The 20,642-nt window shown below is 71.8% G+C and carries 2 protein-coding genes; both read left to right on the top strand.

The annotated features are described in order from the left end of the window. Positions 1-34 precede the first annotated feature (34 nt). Complete coding sequence (locus ABZ576_RS33845; RefSeq protein ID WP_360749787.1) at positions 35-8,560, top strand: amino acid adenylation domain-containing protein; 8,526 nt, start codon at positions 35-37, stop codon at positions 8,558-8,560. 416 nt (positions 8,561-8,976) lie between these two features. Further along, on the top strand, positions 8,977-20,642 hold an 11,666-nt coding region (locus ABZ576_RS33840), incomplete at its 3' end, for an amino acid adenylation domain-containing protein (protein ID WP_360749784.1).

Here is a 20,642-nt window from a genome sequence, read left to right as displayed (position 1 = left end):
CGCGCTCCTGGAACACGAACACGCGCCGCTGGTCGTGGCACAGCGGGCCAGCGGCGTCACCGGTGACACCCCACTGTTCACCGCCCTGTTCAACTACCGGCACCATACCGACCAGTCCGACGGCACCACGCGGCGCGGGGAGCTGGAGGGGATCACGCTGCGGTTCGCCGAGGAGCGCGACAACTTCCCGCTCGCGCTCTCCGTGGACGACAACGGCGACGGCATCAAGCTGGCCGTCGACGCGGTGGCCCCGGTCGACTCGCGCATGGTGGGCGGCCTGATGCGTACCGCCGCGCACAACCTGGTGGCCGCGCTCGAAGCGGCCCTCGACCACGGCCAGGACGTGCCGCTCAGCTCCGTCCAGGTCCTGGACGAGGCGGCGCTGCGCCAGGTGCTCGGCGCCTGGAACGACACGGCCGCCGAGGTTCCCGATGCCACCGCGGTCGCCCTGTTCGAAGCCCACGCGGCCCGCACCCCGGACGCGGTCGCGGTCGTCGCGGACGGCGTCGAGGTCACATACGGCGAACTCGACTCCCGCGCCAACCGGCTGGCGCGGCACCTCATCGAGCGGGGCGTCGGACCGGAGTCCGTCGTGGCCCTGTGCCTGGAGCGCGGGGCGGAGCTGGTCACGGCGGTGCTCGGCGTCCTGAAGGCGGGTGGCGCCTATCTGCCCGTCGACCTGGACTACCCGGCGGAGCGCATCGCGTACATGCTCGGCGACGCGGCCCCCGTGGTCGTGGTCGCCGCGCGGGACACCGCGGGGGCGGTGCCCGCCTCCGACGCCCCAATGGTCGTCCTCGACGCCGAGCCGACCGCCGCCGCGCCGGCGGGGCTGCCGCCCGAGGCCCCGGCCACGAGGATCCGGCCGGAGCACCCCGCGTACGTCATCTACACCTCGGGCTCGACCGGCCGCCCCAAGGGCGTCGTCCTGACCCACTCCGGGTTCGCCAACACCATCGCGGGCCTCGCCCGCTTCGGTGCCGGACCGGGTTCGCGGGTGGCGCAGTTCGCCTCGGCGAGCTTCGACATCTTCTGCCTGGAGTGGTCGCTGGCGCTCACCCGCGGCGCGACGCTGGTGGTCGTCCCCGCCCACCGCCGCCTGGGCACGGAGCTCGCGGCGTTCCTCGCCGAGCAGGCCGTGACGCACGCGACGCTGCCGCCCGCCGTCCTCGCGGGCCTGGCGGACGGGGCGATCGGCCCGGACGTCGTCCTGGAGGTCGGCGGCGAGGCGTCCTCGCCGGAGCTGATCGAGCGGTGGGCGCGCGGCAGGACCATGTACAACACGTACGGCCCGACCGAGACCACCGTCGACGCCACCGTGTGGCGCTGCGAGCCGGACGTGACGGACGTGCCGATCGGCACACCCATCGGCAACACGCGCACATACGTCCTCGACGGCGCCCTCGCGCCCGTCCCGGTGGGCGTGGCCGGTGAGCTGTACGTCGCCGGTGCCGGCCTGGCCCGCGGCTACCTGGGCCGCCCGGGGCTGACCGGCGAACGGTTCGTCGCCGACCCGTTCTCCACCACCGGCGACCGGCTCTACCGCACCGGCGACCTGGTGCGCTGGAGCCCGGACGGCCGGCTCGAATACCTCGGCCGCGTCGACGAGCAGGTCAAGATCCGCGGCTTCCGCATCGAGCTGGGCGAGGTCCAGTCCGTCGTGGCCGCCCACCCCGGCGTCGACCGCGCCGCCGTCGTCGTACGGGAGGACTCTCCCGGCGACAAGCGGCTGGTCGCCTACGTCGTGCCGGCCGGGGACACCGCCCGACTGGCCGCAGCGGTCATCGCGTTCGTGGCCGACCGGCTGCCCGGCCACATGGTCCCGGCGGCCGTCGTCGTCCTGCACGAGCTGCCCCTGACGGCCAACGGCAAGCTCGACCGCAGGGCCCTGCCCGCCCCGGCCCACGGGGACGGCGCGGCCGGGACCCGGGGCCCGGCCACCCCCCAGGAGGAAATCCTCTGCGCGGTGTTCGCGCAGGTCCTCGGCGTGCCCTCGATCGGCGTCGAGGACGACTTCTTCGCGTACGGCGGCCACTCCCTGCTCGCGGTCCGGCTCATCAGCCGGATCCGCACGGTGCTCGGCGTGGAGGTGCCGCTGCGCACCCTGTTCGAGACGCCGACCGTCGCCGCGCTCGCGGCCCGGCTCACCGATGCCGGTACGGCCCAGACCGCCCTGACGCCGATGGAGCGGCCCACCCGGGCCCCGCTGTCCTTCGCCCAGCGCCGCCTGTGGTTCATCGGCCAGCTGGAAGGCCCCAGCTCCACCTACAACATCCCGATGGGGCTGCGGCTGTCCGGCGCGCTGGACCGCGCGGCGCTGATCACCGCCCTGCGCGACGTGATCGGGCGGCACGAGGTGCTGCGCACGCTGTTCCCGGCCGCCGACGGCGAGCCGTACCAGCGCATCGTCGACCTGGACGACCTGGTGTGGGAGCCCACGGTGGAGCGGGTCGGCCGGGACGGCCTGGCCGCCGCGGTCGCCGGAGCGGCGGAGCACGTCTTCGACCTCGCCTCCGAAGTACCGATCCGCGCCTGGCTCTTCGAGCTGGCACCCGAGGAGCACGTCCTCGTGGTCGTCGTCCACCACATCGCCACCGACGGCTGGTCCACGGGCCCGCTCGCCCGGGACGTGTCCGTCGCCTACGCGGCCCGCCGCGAGGGCCGGACCCCCGACTGGGAGCCGCTGCCGGCCCAGTACGCCGACTACGCGCTGTGGCAACGCGAGCTGCTCGGCGACGAACGCGACCCCGAGGGTGTGATGGCACGCCAGGTCGCCTACTGGCGTGACGCGCTGGACGGCTCACCCGAGGAACTGGAGCTGCCCTTCGACCACACGCGCCCAGCCGTGGCCTCCCACCGCGGAAACAGCGTTCCGGTCGACATACCCGCACAGGTGCACGCGCGGATCGCGGACGTGGCGCGCGCCGAGGGCGTCACCGTGTTCATGGTGCTCCAGGCCGCGCTGGCCATGCTCCTCGCGCGCTTGGGCGCCGGGACCGACATCCCGATCGGCTCGCCCAACGCCGGACGCACCGACGAGGCCCTGGACGACCTGGTCGGCTCCTTCGTCAACACGCTGGTGCTGCGCACGGACCTGTCCGGTGACCCGACGTTCCGCGAAGTACTCGGACGCGTACGGGAGAACAGCCTGGCGGCCTTCACCCACCAGGACGTGCCCTTCGAGCGCCTCGTCGAGGAACTCGCCCCGAGCCGCTCCATGGCCCGCCACGCCCTGTTCCAGGTCATGCTGACCCTGCAGAACACCTCCGAGGCCGTCGTCGACCTGCCCGGGCTGCGGGCCGAGTCCCTGACGACCGGGCCCGCCAAGGCCAAGTTCGACCTGGACGTCATCGTGGGCGAGGCATTCGACGGGAACGGGCACCCGGCCGGGGTGCGCGGCTTCGCCACCGCCGCGGCCGACCTGTTCGAACCCGCCACCGCCGAACGGCTCGTCGCCTGCCTGGGGCAGGTCCTCGACGCGCTCACCGCCGCACCGGACACCCGCCTCAGCGCCGTCCGGGTCCTCGACGACACCGAGCGCCACCGCCTGCTGGTGGAGTGGAACGACACGGCGGCGGAGGTTCCGCCCGCCACGGTACCGGCGCTGTTCGCGGCCCAGGTGGCGCGGACACCGGACGCGGCGGCGGTCGTCGCGGACGGACAGACGCTGTCGTACGCCAAACTCGACGCCCGCGCCAACCAGCTGGCCCACAGCCTGCTGCACCGGGGCGTACGCCCCGAGTCCGTGGTCGCGGTGTGCCTGGAGCGCGGCGCCGACCTCATGGTGGCGCTCCTCGGCGTGCTGAAGGCCGGGGGCGCGTACCTGCCGATCGACCCGGAGTACCCGGCCGACCGGATCGCGTACATGCTCGGCGACGCGGCCCCGGCGCTGGTCCTCGCGTCGGCCCGGACAGCGGGCAGGGTCCCCGACGCGGCCGTCGAGGTGCTGCTCCTGGACGACACCGACGGCGCGTCCCGCCAGCCGGCCACCGCGCCGCGCGTCGATCTCGCCGTGACCCACCCCGCGTACGTCATCTACACCTCGGGCTCCACCGGCCGCCCCAAGGGCGTCCTCGTCTCGCACGCCGGCGTCGCCAGCCTGGTCGCGGGCCACGTCCGCCACCTCGGCGTCGGCCCCGGCTGCCGGGTCGGCCAGTTCGCGTCCGCGAGCTTCGACACCTTCGGCTGGGAGTGGTTCATGGCCCTCCTGTCCGGTGCGGCCCTCGTGGTGATCCCGCAGGAGCGGCGCCTCGGCGAGGCGCTGCCGGCGTTCCTGACCGAGCAGCGCGTCACCCACGCCACCCTGCCGCCCGCCGTCCTCGCCACCCTCGACGAGGACTCCATCGACCCGGACACCGTCCTCGTCGTCGCGGGCGAGGCCTGCCCACCGGACGTGATGGCCCGCTGGGCGCGCGGCCGCAGCCTCTTCAACTCGTACGGACCCACCGAGACCACCGTCGACGCCACCCTGTGGCGGTGCGAGCCCGAGTCCGCCGAGGTGGCCATCGGCACCCCGGTGCTCAACACCGAGGTGTACGTCCTCGACGAGTACCTGGCGCCCGTCCCCGTAGGCGTCGCGGGGGAGATGTACGTCACCGGCGCCGGCCTGGCCCGCGGCTACCTGGGCCGGCCCCACCTGACGGCCGAGCGCTTCGTCGCCAACCACCTCGCCGGGGACGGCTCGCGGCTCTACCGCACCGGCGACCGGGCCAAGTGGACGGCGGACGGCCGGCTGGTCTTCGCCGGCCGAACCGACGACCAGGTCAAGATCCGCGGCTTCCGGATCGAACCCGGCGAGATCGCCACCGTCCTGGCCACACATCCCTCGATCGCCCAGGCCGCGGTGACCGTGCGCGAGGACACCCCCGGCGACAAGCGCCTCGTCGCGTACGTGGTCCCGGCCGACGGCGCGTCCTCGTGGTCGCCCTCCGCCACGGCTTCCGTGCTCGCCCTCGCGGCCGACCGGCTGCCCGACTACATGGTCCCGTCGGCGGTCGTGCCCCTGGACGCGCTGCCGCTGACGGTCAACCGCAAACTCGACCGCGAGGCCCTGCCCGCGCCGGACTACTCGGCGGGTGCGGCGGCAGTCGGACGGGGCCCGTCGAACGTGCGCGAGGAACTGCTCTGCGGTGTCTTCGCACAGGTCCTCGGCGTGGACAAGGTGGAGGTCGACGACGACTTCTTCGCACTCGGCGGCCACTCGCTCCTCGCGGTGCGCCTGGCGAGCCGGGTCAGGGCGGTCCTCGGCGTGGACCTGGACATCCGGGTCCTGTTCGACGCCCCCACCGTCGCGGGACTCGCGGCCGCGCTGGACGGTGCCGGCGAGGCCCGGCTCGCGCTGACGGCCGGCGAGCGCCCGGAGCGGGTGCCCCTGTCCTTCGCCCAGCAACGCCTCTGGTTCATCCGCCAGTTGGAGGGCCCGAGCGCGACCTACAACATCCCGGTGGCCCTGCGCATGGCGGGCGACGTCGACGGGCGGGCCCTGGGGCTGGCGCTGCGGGACGTGATCGGACGGCACGAGGTGCTCCGCACGGTGTACCCGACGGCCGACGGCCGGCCGTTCCAGCACATCCTGCCCCTCGACGAGGTGGCGTGGGAGCTGGCGGTGACCCCGGTCAGCCGGGCCGCCCTCGCCGACGCGGTCAAGGAGGCGTCGGAGCACGAGTTCGACCTGGAGACCGAACTCCCCCTAGGCGCCTGGCTGTTCGAGGTGGACGCCGAGGAACGGGTGCTGCTCGTCGTGGTCCACCACATCGCAGGCGACGGCTGGTCGTGGGGTCCCATGGCCGACGACCTGTCCACCGCCTACGCGGCACGCAGCGCCGGCCTGGTGCCCCAGTGGGAGCCGCTGCCCGTGCAGTACGCGGACTACGCGCTGTGGCAGCGGGAGCTGCTCGGCGACGAGGCCGACGCCGACAGCCTGATCTCCCGGCAGATCGCCTACTGGCGCGAGGCACTGGCCGGATCACCGGAGGAGCTGCCGCTCCCCGTCGACCGGACGCGGCCCGCCGTCGCCTCCCACGAGGGCCACGCCATACCCCTGGAGATCCCGGCCGAGGTGCACGCACAACTGGTGAAGGTGGCTCGCGCCGAGAGCGTGACCACGTTCATGGTCCTGCAGGCCGCCCTGGCCATGCTGCTGTCGCGGCTGGGCGCGGGGACGGACATCCCGATCGGCTCGGCGAACGCGGGCCGCACGGACCTGGCCTTGGACAAGCTCGTCGGCTTCTTCATCAACACGCTCGTGCTCCGCACCGACCTGTCGGGCGACCCGACGTTCCGGGAGGTGCTGGGCCGGGTTCGCAAGTCCAGTCTGTCGGCGCTGGCGCATCAGGAGGTGCCGTTCGAGCGGTTGGTGGAGGAGCTGGCGCCGAGCCGTTCGATGGCCCGGCACCCGCTGTTCCAGGTGCAGCTCGACCTTCAGAACAACGCCGAGGCCGTACTCGACCTGCCGGGCGTGCGGGCGGGCGGGATGTCGGCCGGGACGTCGATGGCCAAGTTCGACCTGGAGGTCGGCCTCGGCGAGATGTTCGACGCCCACGGCGCCCCGGCGGGCCTCCGCGGCTCCGTCACGGCCGCGGCGGACCTGTTCGACCGGGAGACGGTTGAGGGGCTTGGCGAGCGTTTGGTACGCGTGCTCGGGCTGCTGATCGCCGATCCGGGCGCGCGGTTGAGCGCGGTGGACGTGCTGGGTGAGGGTGAGCGGCGCCGGGTGCTGGTCGACTGGAATGACACGGCTGCTGACCTGGGGTCGGGGTTGGTGCCGGGGTTGTTCGAGGAGTGGGTTGGCAGGACTCCGGATGCGGTGGCGGTTGTCGCGGAGGGTGGGCCGGTGTCGTTCGCGGAGTTGGATGCGCGGGCGAATCGGCTGGCTCGTTTTCTGGTGGGTCAGGGGGTGGGTGCGGAGTCGTTGGTGGGTGTGTGCCTGCCTCGTGGGGTCGAGATGGTGGTGGCGGTCCTGGCGGTGTGGAAGGCGGGGGCCGGCTACCTTCCGGTCGATCCGGAGTATCCGGCGGAGCGGATCGGGTTCATGCTCGCGGACAGTGGTGTGGCTCTGACGCTGACGACGGAGGAGATCCTCGATGATCTTCCGGCTGGTCGGAACCGGTTCGTGGCGCTGGACGCGGCGTCGGTGCGGGTGCAGCTGGCGGCGGCTGATGCGGTTTCGCCGGGGGTGGTGGTTTCGTCGGATGGGCTGGCGTATGTGATCTACACGTCGGGTTCGACGGGCCGGCCGAAGGGTGTGGCTGTCACTCATGGCGGCCTGGCGAACTATGTGGTGTGGGCTGCGGACGCATACGGCATGAAGGCTGCGGGCGGGGGTGCTCCGCTGCACTCCTCCCTCGCCTTCGACCTGACGGTGACCAGCATCCTGGTCCCGCTCGTCTCCGGCTCCGGGGTGGTGACGAGTGAGGCCGGTGGCGCCGAGGGGCTGGCGGAGGTGGTCCGGGAGGTTGGTGGCTTCGGTCTGGTGAAGGCCGTCCCTGCGCATCTGCCGCTCCTCGCAGAGTTGCTGTCGCGCAAGGAGGCGGCCACTGCGGCGCGTACGTGGGTCGTGGGTGGTGAGGCTTTGCCCGGATCGGTGGTTCGCGACTGGCTTTCGCGGGCTCCTGAGTCCGTGATCGTCAACGAGTACGGGCCCACCGAGACCGTGGTCGGCTGCTGTGTCTTCGAGATCGCAGCGGGTCAGGAGGTGGGGGAGTCCGTCCCGATCGGGCGTCCCATCGCGAACACCCGCTTGTACGTCCTCGATGAGTATCTCCAGCCGGTCGCTCCGGGTGTCGCAGGTGAGCTGTACATCGCGGGCGCCCAGCTCGCCCGGGGTTATGTGCGGCGTGCGGGGCTGACGGCGCAGCGGTTCGTGGCCAATCCGTTCGAGCCGGGTCTGCGGATGTACCGCACCGGGGACGTGGCCCGCTGGACCGGGGACGGGCTCCTCGAATACCTGGGCCGCGCCGACGAGCAGGTCAAGGTGCGTGGGTTCCGGATCGAGCCCGGTGAGGTCCAAGCCGTCGTGGCCGCGCACCGCGAGGTCGCCCAGGCGGCGGTCGTCGCCCGCGAGGACATCCCTGGCGACACCCGCCTCGTCGCCTACGTCGTGCCCGTCGACCGGGAGGAGGTGGGCGGGCAGCTGGGCGAGGCGGTCAAGGCGTACGCCGGTCAGCGGCTGCCCGAGTACATGGTCCCGTCCGCGGTCGTCGTCCTGGACACACTCCCGCTGACGGCCAACGGCAAACTCGACCGCGAGGCCCTCCCCGCCCCCGACGCCTCCGGCACGGCCGGAACCGGACGCGCACCCGCCACCCCCGAGGAAGAAATCCTCTGCGCAGCCTTCGCCCAGGTCCTGCGGGTGGAAAGGGTCGGCGTCGACGACGACTTCTTCGCACTCGGCGGCCACTCGCTGCTCGCGACCGAACTCGTCACCCGCATCCGCGCGGCCCTCGACGTCGACATCGAGATCCGGGCTCTCTTCAATGCACCGACCGTGGCCGGTCTCGCGAAGCAGCTCGGCACGGAAAAGTCAACCCGTCCGGCTCTTCGCCCGATGCGGGAAAGGTAGGAAGAGCGGGAAAGTCAAGGCGTTCCGCCTGAACAACGGAAAAGAGAGACGACATGCTCGGCCGCCGTATCCCGTGAAATTCGGTACGGCGGCCGACGTGTGTCCGCGCGGCGCCTCGTGGTCGTTCAACTGCCGTTCCGGCACGGTTGAACAGCCTGCCGAAGGGGCGATCTAGCTGCGGATTTCCGGCTGACCTCCAGCCCGGTGGGGGTGCGGAAGCAGAGCATTGATCGTCCGTACCGGACTGGGTCATAGTGGTCCGCGCAAACCATTCTTGTTCAGGTGTACAAGGCCTCAGGGCTGCCTTGACCCCTTCACGCCGACCTTCCTTCCGGACGCGGGTGTGCGGCGGCAGACGTTTGACCATCAACCTGGGCCGACGTTGCGGCCGGGACGAAAAGCCAGGAAGGTTCCTGATGATTCCGTTGTCTTTCGCGCAGCGTCGGTTGTGGTTCATTCAGCAGCTTGAGGGCCCCAGCGCGACCTACAACATCCCGGTATCGCTGCACCTTTCCGGATCGGTGGACCGGGCGGCGCTGGGCGCTGCCCTGCGGGACGTCCTGGAGCGGCACGAAGTGCTGCGCACGACCTTCGGCGTGAGCGGCGGCGAGCCGTATCAGCGCATCCTCGACCTTGAGGAACTCGACTGGGAACTCCAGACCGTGGACCTGCCCGGCTCCGCGACACCGGCGGATCTGGCCGGCGCGGTCGCCGGCGTCTTCGGGTACGAGTTCGATCTGTCGGCCGAACTCCCCATCCGTGCCTGGCTTTTCTCCGCCGGGCCAGACGAGCACGCGCTTGCCGTGGTCGTCCACCACATCGCGGGCGACGGCTACTCGATGCGGCCGCTGGCCCGTGACGTCTCGATCGCGTACGCGGCGCGGTGCGAGGGTCGCACCCCCGAGTGGGAGCCGCTGCCCGTGCAGTACGCGGACTACGCGCTGTGGCAGCGTGAACTGCTCGGTGACGAGACCGACCCCGGCAGCGTCATGGCACGCCAAGTCGCCTACTGGCGCGAGGCGTTGCGGAGCGCGCCCGAAGAGCTGGAGCTGCCGACCGACCGCACGCGCGCGCTCGTCGCCACCCACCGGGGCCACAGCGCCCCCTTCGAGATCCCGGCCGACGTGCACGCACGGCTGCGGGAGCTGGCGCGCGCCGAGGGCGTCACCACCTTCATGGTGTTCCAGGCCGTGCTGGCGATGACCCTGTCGCGTCTGGGCGCGGGCACGGACATCCCGATCGGCGCCGCCGTGGCCGGCCGTACGGACCTGGCGCTGAACGACCTGGTCGGATTTTTCGTGAACACGCTGGTGTTGCGTACGGACCTGTCGGGCGATCCGACGTTCCGGGAGCTTCTCGGTCGCGTACGGGAGACGACGCTGTCGGCGTTCGCGCACCAGGACGTGCCGTTCGAGAAGCTGGTGGAGGAGCTGGCGCCGACGCGTTCCCTGGCGCGGCACCCGCTCTTCCAGGTCATGCTCACCGTGGAGAACGCCACCCGGTCGGAGGTCGAACTGCCGGGCGCGCGCGCCGGCTCGCTGGCCGACGTGGCCTCGGCGGACGTGTCGAAGCAGCTCGCCACCAGGACGGTGGCCAAGTTCGATCTGGAGGTCGGTGTCGAGGAGGCATTCGACGCCGACGGCGCGCCCGCGGGTCTGCGCGGCTCGGTGATCGTCGCGGCCGACCTGTTCGATGAGGACTCGGCCGCCCGCCTCGCCGGGCGGCTGGCGCGCGTACTGCGCCTGCTGGTCGCCGACCCGCAGTCGCGGCTGAGCGCCGTCGACGTCCTCGACGCCGCCGAGCGCCACCAGCTGCTGACCGAGTGGAACGACACCGAGGTCGGCGTCGACGCCGCTCTCGTACCGGAGATGTTCCAAGCACACGTGGCGCTGACCCCGGACGCCGTCGCCGTGGTGTACGAGGGAGCCGAGGTCACGTACGCGGAGCTGGACGCGCGGGCGAACCGCCTCGCGCACCACCTCCTCGGCCAGGGCGTGCACGCCGAGTCGGTGGTGGGCCTGTGCCTGCCGCGCGGGATCGACATGGTGGCGGCGATCCTCGGCGTGTGGAAGGCCGGGGGCGCGTACGTGCCGCTCGACCCCGAGCACCCGGGGGAACGGCTCTCCTTCATCCTGGCGGACAGCGGGGCCCACGTGGTCGTGAGCAGCCGGGACGCCGCCGACGGCGTCGCCGGACGGCTGGGCGTGGACCGCGTGCTCTGGCTCGACGACCCGGCGACGGGCGCGGCCCTGGAGCGGCTGCCGGCCCAGACGCCGAAGCGTCCGACGGCCCGGGACGGTCTGGCCTACGTGATCTATACGTCGGGTTCGACGGGGCGGCCGAAGGGTGTGGCGGTCGGTCATGGGGCGTTGGCGAATCTGGTGTCGGTGTTCGGGCCGTTGATGGCGGTGGGCCCGGGTGTTCGGGTGCTGCAGTTCGCTTCGTTCAATTTTGATGCGTCGGTGCTGGATGTCGCGGTGTCGTTGGCGTCGGGCGGGGCGTTGGTGGTGGCGTCGGCGGCGGAGCGGGCCGAGCCTGGTTTGTTGCGGGGGTTGGTGGCGTCGACGGGGGTGACGTCGGCAAGTTTGGTGCCGTCGTTGTTGGCGGTGCTGGATGTGGGGGATCTGGCTGGAGTCGGATCGATGGTGGTGGGCTCGGAGGGGATTGAGCCGTCGTTGGCGCGGGCGTGGGCGCGGGGTCGCCGGTTGGTGCATGCGTACGGGCCGACCGAGGCGACGGTGATCACGGCGGTCGGCCGGGTGGATCCGGATGGTCGGGGGGCGGTGCCCTTTGGTGGTCCGGTGGCCAATACGCGGATGTTCGTGCTGGATGAGTTCTTGCGGCCGGTGGCTCCGGGTGTTGCGGGTGAGTTGTATGTGGGTGGGGCGCAGTTGGCGCGCGGCTATGTGGGGCGTGCCGCGCTGACGGCGGAGCGGTTCGTGGCCGATCCGTTCGGTGGGGCGGGCGGGCGGTTGTATCGCACGGGTGATGTGGTGCGGTGGACTGCCGGGGGTGAGCTCGTCTTCGTGGGCCGCGCGGACGAGCAGGTGAAGATCCGTGGGTTCCGGATTGAGCCGGGTGAGGTGCGGTCGGTGGTGACCGGGTGCCCGGGTGTGGCGCAGGCCGCGGTGGTGGTGCGCGAGGACCTTGCGGGGGAGCCGCGGCTGGTCGCGTATGTGGTCGCGGACGGGGATGGGTCGGAACTTCCCCTCCGTGTGCGTGGGTGCGCTGCGGAGAGGTTGCCGTCGTACATGGTGCCTTCGGCGGTCGTGGTCGTGGACGCGCTGCCGTTGACGGTCAACGGCAAGCTGGATCACAAGGCGCTGCCCGCACCCGAATACGCCACCGGAAGCGGCCGAACCCCCGCCAACCGCCGGGAAGAAATCCTCTGCGAGGTCTTCGCCGAGTCCCTCGGCCTGCAGAGCGTCGGTGTCGATGACAACTTCTTCGCCCTCGGCGGGCACTCCCTCCTCGCCGTCCGCCTGGTCGAGCGGCTGCGCGAGCGCGGCATGTCGGTCTCCGTACGGGCGCTGTTCGAGACCCCGACCGCGGCCGGCCTCGCGCTGTCGGCGGGCACGGCCCAGGTCTCCGTACCGGAGAACCTGATCCCGGCCGACGCGACCGAGATCACCCCCGAGATGCTGCCGCTCGTCGACCTCACGGCGGACGAGGTCGCCGTTGTCGCCGCCTCGGTGGACGGTGGCGCGGCCAACGTCGCCGACGTCTACCCGCTGGCCCCGCTCCAGGAGGGCCTGCTCTTCCACCACCTCCTGAACGAGGGCGGAGATGACGCGTACGCGCTCCCGACAGTGGTCGAGTTCGACTCACGCGAGCGCTTCGACACGTTCCTGGACGCGCTCCAGCAGGTCGTGGACCGGCACGACATCCTGCGGACCGCGATCGTGTGGGAGGGCCTGCGCGAGCCGGTCCAGGTCGTGTGGCGCCGCGCCACCCTGCCCGTCGAGGAAGTGATCCTCAGCCCCCGGAGCACCGACCCCGCCGCCGACCCCGCCGCCGATCCGACCGCCGACCCGACCGCCGACCTGGTCGCTGACCTGGTCGCGGCCGGCGGCTCGGCGATGGACCTCGGCCGGGCCCCGCTGATCAGCCTGCACATCGCCGCCGTACCGGGAAGCGACCGGTGGCTCGCACTGCTGCGGATGCACCACATGGTGCAGGACCACACCGCCAAGGAAGTCCTCCTCGAAGAGGTGCAGGCGTTCCTCACGGGGCGCGGCGGCGAACTGCCCGAGCCCCTGCCGTTCCGCACCTTCGTCGCGCAGGCGCGCGGCGGAGTCGATGAGTCCGAACACGAGCGCTACTTCGCAGACCTGCTCGGCGACATCGCCGAGCCCACGGCTCCGTACGGCATGGTCGATGTACGCGGTGACGGCACGGGCGTCGTGCGAGGCGAGTTGGAGTTCGCTCCCGACCTGACCGCGCGCGTACGGGAGGTCTCCCGCCGCCTCAGCGTCAGCCCGGCCCCCGTCCTGCACGTGGCGTGGGCCCGGGTGCTCGCGGCCGTGTCGGGCCGCGCCGACGTGGTCTTCGGCACGGTCCTGTTCGGCCGCATGAACGCGGGGACGGGCTCGGACCGGGTTCCGGGGCCCTTCATGAACACGCTGCCAGTACGCGTACGCACCGACGGACAAGGCGCGCTGGAGTCGATCGACGCCATGCGCGGCCAACTGGCCCGGCTTCTGGAGCACGAGCACGCGCCGCTCGCGGTGGCCCAGCGGGCCAGCGGCGTCGCGGGCGACAGCCCGGTCTTCACCTCGTTCTTCAACTACCGGCACAACGCCGGGCAGAGCGCGGCCGGCAAGAGCCGCACCGCCGACATCGCGGGCATCCGCACGGTCTGGACGCACGACCGCACCAACTACCCGCTGTCCGTGGCGGTCAACGACGACGGGACGACCATGGCGCTCGCGGTGGACGCGATCGCCCCGGTCGACCCGCAGGCGGTGAGCGCCCTCGTGCGCACGGCCACGGAGAACCTGGTGTCCGCGCTGGAGACGGCGTTGAACGGCGGCGTGGACGTGCCCCTGAGTTCGCTGGACGTGCTGGGCGAGGGTGAGCGGCGCCGGGTGCTGGTCGACTGGAATGACACGGCTGCTGACCTGGGGTCGGGGTTGGTGCCGGGGTTGTTCGAGGAGCGGGTTGGCAGGACTCCGGATGCGGTGGCGGTTGTCGCGGAGGGTGGGCCGGTGTCGTTCGCGGAGTTGGATGCGCGGGCGAATCGGCTGGCTCGTTTTCTGGTGGGTCAGGGGGTGGGTGCGGAGTCGTTGGTGGGTGTGTGCCTGCCGCGTGGGGTCGAGATGGTGGTGGCGGTCCTGGCGGTGTGGAAGGCGGGGGCCGGCTACCTCCCGGTCGATCCGGAGTATCCGGCCGAGCGGATCGGGTTCATGCTCGCGGACAGTGGTGTGGCTCTGACGCTGACGACGGAGGAGATCCTCGATGATCTTCCGGCTGGTCGGAACCGGTTCGTGGCGCTGGACGCGGCGTCGGTGCGAGTGCAGCTGGCGGCGGCGGATGCTGTTTCGCCGGGGGTGGTGATTTCGTCGGATGGGCTGGCGTATGTGATCTACACGTCGGGTTCGACGGGCCGGCCGAAGGGTGTGGCTGTCACTCATGGCGGCCTGGCGAACTATGTGGCGTGGGCTGCGGGTGCTTACGGGATGAGTGGCGGCGGGGGTGCTCCGCTGCACTCCTCCCTCGCCTTCGACCTGACGGTGACCAGTGTTGTGGTGCCGCTGGTCTCGGGCTGCGCGGTGGTGACGAGTGAGGCCGGTGGCGCCGAGGGACTGGCCGAGCTGGTCCGGTCCTCGCCGCAGTTCGCTGTGGTGAAGGTGGTTCCGGCGCATCTTCCCCTCCTGGGGGAGTTGTTGTCCGAGGAGGAGGCGGGGTCTGCGGCGCGTACCTGGGTTGTGGGTGGTGAGGCGCTGCCGGGTGGTGTGGTGCGTGAGTGGTTGGGGCGTGCGCCGGGTTCGGTGGTCGTCAATGAGTACGGTCCGACGGAGACGGTGGTGGGGTGTTGTGTCTTCGAGGTCCGTGCTGGTCAGGAGGTCGGGGAGTCCGTCCCGATCGGGCGTCCGATCGCGAACACCCGTCTGTACGTCCTCGACGAGTATCTCCAGCCGGTCGCTCCGGGTGTCGCGGGTGAGCTGTACATCGCGGGTGTGCAGCTCGCCCGGGGTTATGTGCGGCGTGCGGGGCTGACGGCGCAGCGGTTCGTGGCCAATCCGTTCGAGCCGGGTCTGCGGATGTACCGCACCGGGGACGTGGCCCGCTGGACCGCGGACGGGCTCCTCGAATACCTGGGCCGCGCCGACGAGCAGGTGAAGGTGCGTGGTTTCCGGATCGAGCCCGGTGAGGTCCAGGCCGTCGTTGCCGCCCATCCGGAGGTCGCCCAGGCGGCGGTCGTCGCCCGCGAGGACATCCCTGGCGACACCCGCCTCGTCGCCTACGTCGTGCCCGCCGACCGGGGGGAGGTGGGCGGGCAGCTGGGCGAGGCGGTCAAGGCGTTCGCCGGCCAGCGGCTGCCCGAGTACATGGTCCCGTCCGCGGTCGTCGTCCTGGACACACTCCCGCTGACGGCCAACGGCAAACTCGACCGCGAGGCCCTCCCCGCCCCCGACGCCTCCGGCACGGCCGGAACCGGACGCGCACCCGCCACCCCCGAGGAAGAAATCCTCTGCGCAGCCTTCGCCCAGGTCCTCGGCCTGGAGCGGGTCGGCGTCGACGAGAGCTTCTTCACCCTCGGCGGTCACTCGCTGCTCGCCGTTCGGCTGGTCAGCCGGATCCGCGCCGTGCTCGGCGTCGAGCTGGACCTCGCAGCGCTGTTCGAGACGCCGACCGTCGCGGGACTCGCGGCCAAGCTCGCCGGGGCCGGTGCGGCCCGCAAAAGGCTGACGCCGATGGAGCGTCCTGACCGGACCCCGCTCTCCTTCGCGCAGCAACGTCTCTGGTTCATAGGGCAGTTGGAGGGGCCGAGCGCTGCCTACAACGTCCCGGTGATGCTCCGCCTGTCCGGCGCGGTGGACCGGGAGGCGCTCGGTGCGGCCCTGCGGGACGTGATCGGCCGCCACGAGGTGCTGCGCACGGTGTTCCCGGTCGAGGACGGCGAGCCGTACCAGCGGGTGATCCCCGTCGAGGACCTGACGTGGGAGCTGCCGCTGGTGGAGGTCGCTCCGGAGGACTTGGACGACGCGGTCGTCGCCGCGGCCGACTACTCCTTCGACCTGTCGACCGAAGCACCCTTCCAGGCCTGGCTGTTCGCCGCCGGGCCCGAGGAGCAGGCCCTCGTCGTGGTGATGCACCACATCGCGAGCGACGGCTGGTCGAAGGGGCCGCTGGCCAAGGACCTCTCCACGGCGTACGCGGCCCGGTGCCAGGGCCGTGCCCCCCAGTGGGAGCCACTGCCCGTCCAGTACGCGGACTACGCGCTGTGGCAACGCGAGCTGCTCGGCGACGAGACCGACCCCGACAGTCTCATGGCACGCCAAGTCTCCTATTGGCGACAGACGTTGTCCGGAGTGCCGGAAGAGCTGGACTTCCCGGCCGACCACCCCCGTCCGCCGGTCGCCTCCCACCGCGGCCATCGCGTGCCGGTGGCGGTCCCGGCCGACGTGCACGCACGGCTGCGGGAGCTGGCACAGGCCGAGGGCGTCACCGTGTTCATGCTGCTCCAGGCCGCATCCACAGTGCTGCTGTCCAAGCTGGGCGCGGGGACGGACATCCCGATCGGCTCGGCGAACGCCGGCCGCACGGACGTCGCTCTGGACGACCTGGTCGGGTTCTTCGTGAACACGCTGGTGCTGCGTACGGACCTGTCGGGCGATCCGACGTTCCGGGAGCTTCTCGGTCGCGTACGGGAGACGACGCTGTCGGCGTTCGCGCACCAGGACGTGCCGTTCGAGAAGCTGGTGGAGGAGCTGGCGCCGACGCGTTCCCTGGCGCGGCACCCGCTGTTCCAGGTCATGCTCATCCTGGAGAACAACGCCGACGCCGTCCTCACCCTGCCGGGCCTGTGCACGGGCGGGGCGGCACCCGGCGAGGCGCCCGTGCCCGGGCAGGCCGCGGCCAAGTTCGATCTGTCCGTCGAGGTCGCCGAGGCATTCGCCGCCGAGGGCGCCCCGGTCGGGCTGCGCGGCTCGGTGGTCGCGTCGGCGGACCTCTTCGAGGCGGACACGGCGGCGCGGCTCGCCGAGCACTGGGTCCGCGTCCTCGAACTGCTGGTCGCCGACCCGCAGGTCCGCCTGAGCTCGGTTCAGGTGCTGGACGAGGCGGAGCGGCACCGGGTGCTGACGGAGTGGAACGACACGGCTGCCGAGGTGGTTTCCGGTTCCGTTCCGGAGCTGTTCGAGGCGCAGGTGGCGCGGACGCCGGAGGCGGTCGCGGTGGTCTCGGGCGGTGCGGAGGTGTCGTACGCCGCACTCGACGCGCGTGCCAATCGGTTGGCCCGTCATCTGGTCGCGAAGGGTGTGGGCCCGGAGTCGCTGGTGGGTGTGTGTCTGGAGCGCGGTGTCGAGTCGGTGGTGGCGCTGCTGGCGGTGCTGAAGGCCGGGGGCGCGTATCTGCCGATCGATCCGGGTTATCCGGCGGAGCGGATCGCGTACATGCTGGCAGACGCCGCTCCGGTGGTGGTGCTGGCCTCGACGAGCACGGTTGCGGCGGTGCCGTCGTCGGACGCTGTGGTGGTGCCGGACGAGGTCGAGCTGGCGGGCCTTGGGGACGGTGCGCTGGGCACGGAGATCCGGCCGGAGCATCCGGCGTATGTGATCTACACGTCGGGTTCGACCGGGCGGCCGAAGGGTGTGGTGGTCGAGCACCGGTCGGTGGCGGGGTTGTTGGGTTGGGCGGCGGCGGAGTTCGGGGGAGCGGACTTCTCCCGAGTTCTCGTCTCCACCTCTTTCAACTTCGATGTCTCGGTTTTCGAGTTGTTCGGTCCGCTGGTGTCGGGTGGCAGTGTGGAAGTGGTGCCGGATCTGCTGGCTCTGGCCGATGCGGATGCGCGTGTGGGTGATGTCAGCCTGGTGAGTGGTGTGCCGTCGGCGTTCGCGCAGATGGTGGCTTCGGGTGACATTCAGGTCCGTCCCCGTACGGTCGTCCTGGCCGGTGAGGCGCTGACGGCGGATGCGGTGGCCGGGATCCGTACGGCGATCCCCGGCGCCAGGGTTGCCAACATCTACGGCCCCACCGAGGCCACGGTGTACACGACGGGCTGGTATGCGGACACGGATGTGGAAGGCGTGGTCCCGATCGGCCGGCCGATCTCCAACGCCCGGGTCTATGTCCTGGACGGCAGCCTGTCCCCGGTCCCTGCCGGGGTCGCGGGTGAGTTGTACATCGCGGGTGCCGGTCTGGCCCGCGGCTATCTGGGGCGTCCGGAGCTGACGGGTGAGCGGTTCGTCGCCGACCCGTTCTCGTCGGACGGTGGTCGCCTGTACCGCACCGGTGACGTGGTGCGCTGGAACGCAGACGGCCAGATCGAGTACCTCGGCCGCGCCGACGAGCAGGTGAAGATCCGAGGATTCCGGATCGAACTGGGCGAGGTGCAGTCCGTCCTGGCCGGGCATCCTCTGGTGGCCCAGGTCGTGGTGGTCGCCCGTGAGGACGTACCGGGCGACAAACGGCTGGTCGCGTACGCCGTGCCGGCAGAGTCGGGGGTGGCCGAGGAGCTGCCGCGGACCCTCACCGCCCTCGCGAGCGACCGGTTGCCGTCGTACATGGTGCCTTCGGCGGTCGTGGTCTTGGACGCGCTGCCCCTGAACGTCAACGGCAAGCTGGACCGCAAGGCGCTGCCCGCGCCGGAGTACACCGCCGGGAGCGGGGGCCGGGGCCCGGCCACGCTCCAGGAGGAGTTGCTGTGCGGGGTCTTCGCCGAGGTCCTGGGGGTTCCCGAGGTCGGCGTGGACGACGACTTCTTCCGGCTCGGCGGGCACTCCCTGCTAGCCGTGCGTCTGATCAGCCGGGTCCGTGCGGTCCTGGGCGTCGAGGTCCCGCTGCGGGCCCTGTTCGAGACGCCGACGGCCGCCGCCCTCGCGGGCAGGCTCGCCGGTGCCGGACAGGCCCGGCTCGCCCTGACGGCCCAAGAGCGCCCGGAGCGCATCCCGCTCTCCTTCGCCCAGCAACGCCTTTGGTTCATCGGCCAGTTGGAGGGCCCGAGCGCCACCTACAACGTGCCGGTGTCTCTGCGGCTGTCGGGCGGGGTGGACCGGGAGGCCCTGGAAGCGGCGCTGCGGGACGTGATCGAGCGGCACGAGGTGCTCCGTACGGTCTTCGAGATCGCGGACGGCCATCCGTACCAGCGGATCATGGACCTGGAGGACCTGGCCTGGGAGCTGTCGGTGGCCGAGGTGGCCCCGGCGGATCTCGCGTCCGCGATCGGGGAGGCGGAGACGTACGCGTTCGACCTCTCGGTCGAGCCGCCGATCCGCACCTGGTTGTTCGACGCGGGCCCCGATGAGCAGGTGCTCGTGGTCGTGGTCCACCACATCGCCGGTGACGGCTGGTCCATGGGCCCGCTCGCCCGGGACGTCTCGGTCGCCTACGCGGCGCGCCGCGCGGGCCGGGCGCCCGAGTGGCAGCCGCTGCCGGTCCAGTACGCGGACTACACGCTGTGGCAGCGGGAGCTGCTGGGCGACGAGGCAGACCCGGACAGTGTCATCGCGCGCCAGATCGCCTACTGGCGCGAGGCGTTGGCGGACTCCCCGGTCGAGCTGGAACTGCCGTTCGACCGGCCGCGTCCGATGGTGGCATCCCACCTCGGGCACAGCGTCCCGCTGAACGTCCCCGCCAGGGTCCACGCCCGGCTCGTCGAGATGGCGCGGGCCGAGGGCGTGACCACGTTCATGGTGCTGCAGGCCGCCCTGGCCACGCTGCTGTCGAAGCTGGGCGCGGGGACGGACATCCCGATCGGCTCGGCGAACGCGGGCCGTACGGACGTCGCTCTGGAGGACCTGGTCGGCTTCTTCATCAACACGCTGGTGGTCCGCGCGGACCTGTCGGGCGACCCGACCTTCCGCGAGGTCCTGGGCCGGGTGCGGGAGAAGAGCCTGGCGGCGATGGCTCACCAGGACGTGCCGTTCGAGAAGCTGGTGGAGGAGCTGGCCCCGGCCCGCTCCATGGCCCGGCACCCGCTGTTCCAGACCGTCCTCACCCTGCAGAACACGATCGACGCGGTGCTCGACCTGCCCGGGCTGCGGGCGGGCGCGGTGCCGGCCGAGGACGCCGAGCACGCGTCGGGCCGCGCGGCCGTGAAGTTCGACCTCGACGTCATGGTTGCCGAGACCTTCGACGCGGCCGGTGCCCCGGCGGGGCTGGGCGGATCGGTCACCGTCGCCGCCGACCTGTTCGACCCCGAGTGGGCCGACCGGATCGCCGACGCGTGGGCCGGGCTGCTGGAGCTGCTCGCGGAGGACCCGGGCCGGCGCCTGAGCGCGCTGGACGTCCTGGCCGAGGGCGAGCGCCGCCGGGTGCTGGTGGAGTGGAACGACACGGCGTGTGCGAATCCGGCCGGGCTGGTGCACGAGGTGTTCGAGCAGCAGGCCGCTCGTACGCCGGGGGCCGCCGCTGTCGTCGTCGAGCGCGTCAAGGTCTCGTACGCCGAGCTGGAGGCGCGGGCGAACCGGATCGCGCACTACCTGATCGGTCAGGGGATCGGAGCGGAGTCGGTGGTGGGCCTGTGCCTGCCCCGTGGCGCGGACATGATCGCGGCGATCCTGGGCGTGTGGAAGGCGGGCGCGGGCTATCTGCCGATCGATCCGGAGCAGCCTGCCGACCGGATCGCGTTCATGCTGCGGGACAGCGGTGCGGCGCTGGCGCTGACGACCGAGGAGATCCTGGACGAGCTTCCGGCGGGCCGTTCTCGTCTGGTGGCGATCGACGACAGGTTCGTGGAGATGCAGTTGGCGGCCGCTTCGGGCGAGAGTCCCGGCCGTTCCGTCGATCCGCGGTCGCTTGCGTATGTGATCTATACGTCGGGTTCGACCGGTCGGCCCAAGGGTGTGGCGGTTACCCAGGGTGGTCTGGCGAATTACGTCGCCTCGGTGCCGGGGCGGGTCGGTTTCGGTGGCGGGGG

Source organism: Streptomyces sp. NPDC013455 (assembly GCF_040632975.1).
In the GTDB taxonomy this organism is placed as follows: domain Bacteria; phylum Actinomycetota; class Actinomycetes; order Streptomycetales; family Streptomycetaceae; genus Streptomyces.
This window is presented reverse-complemented; position numbering and strand designations above follow the sequence as displayed.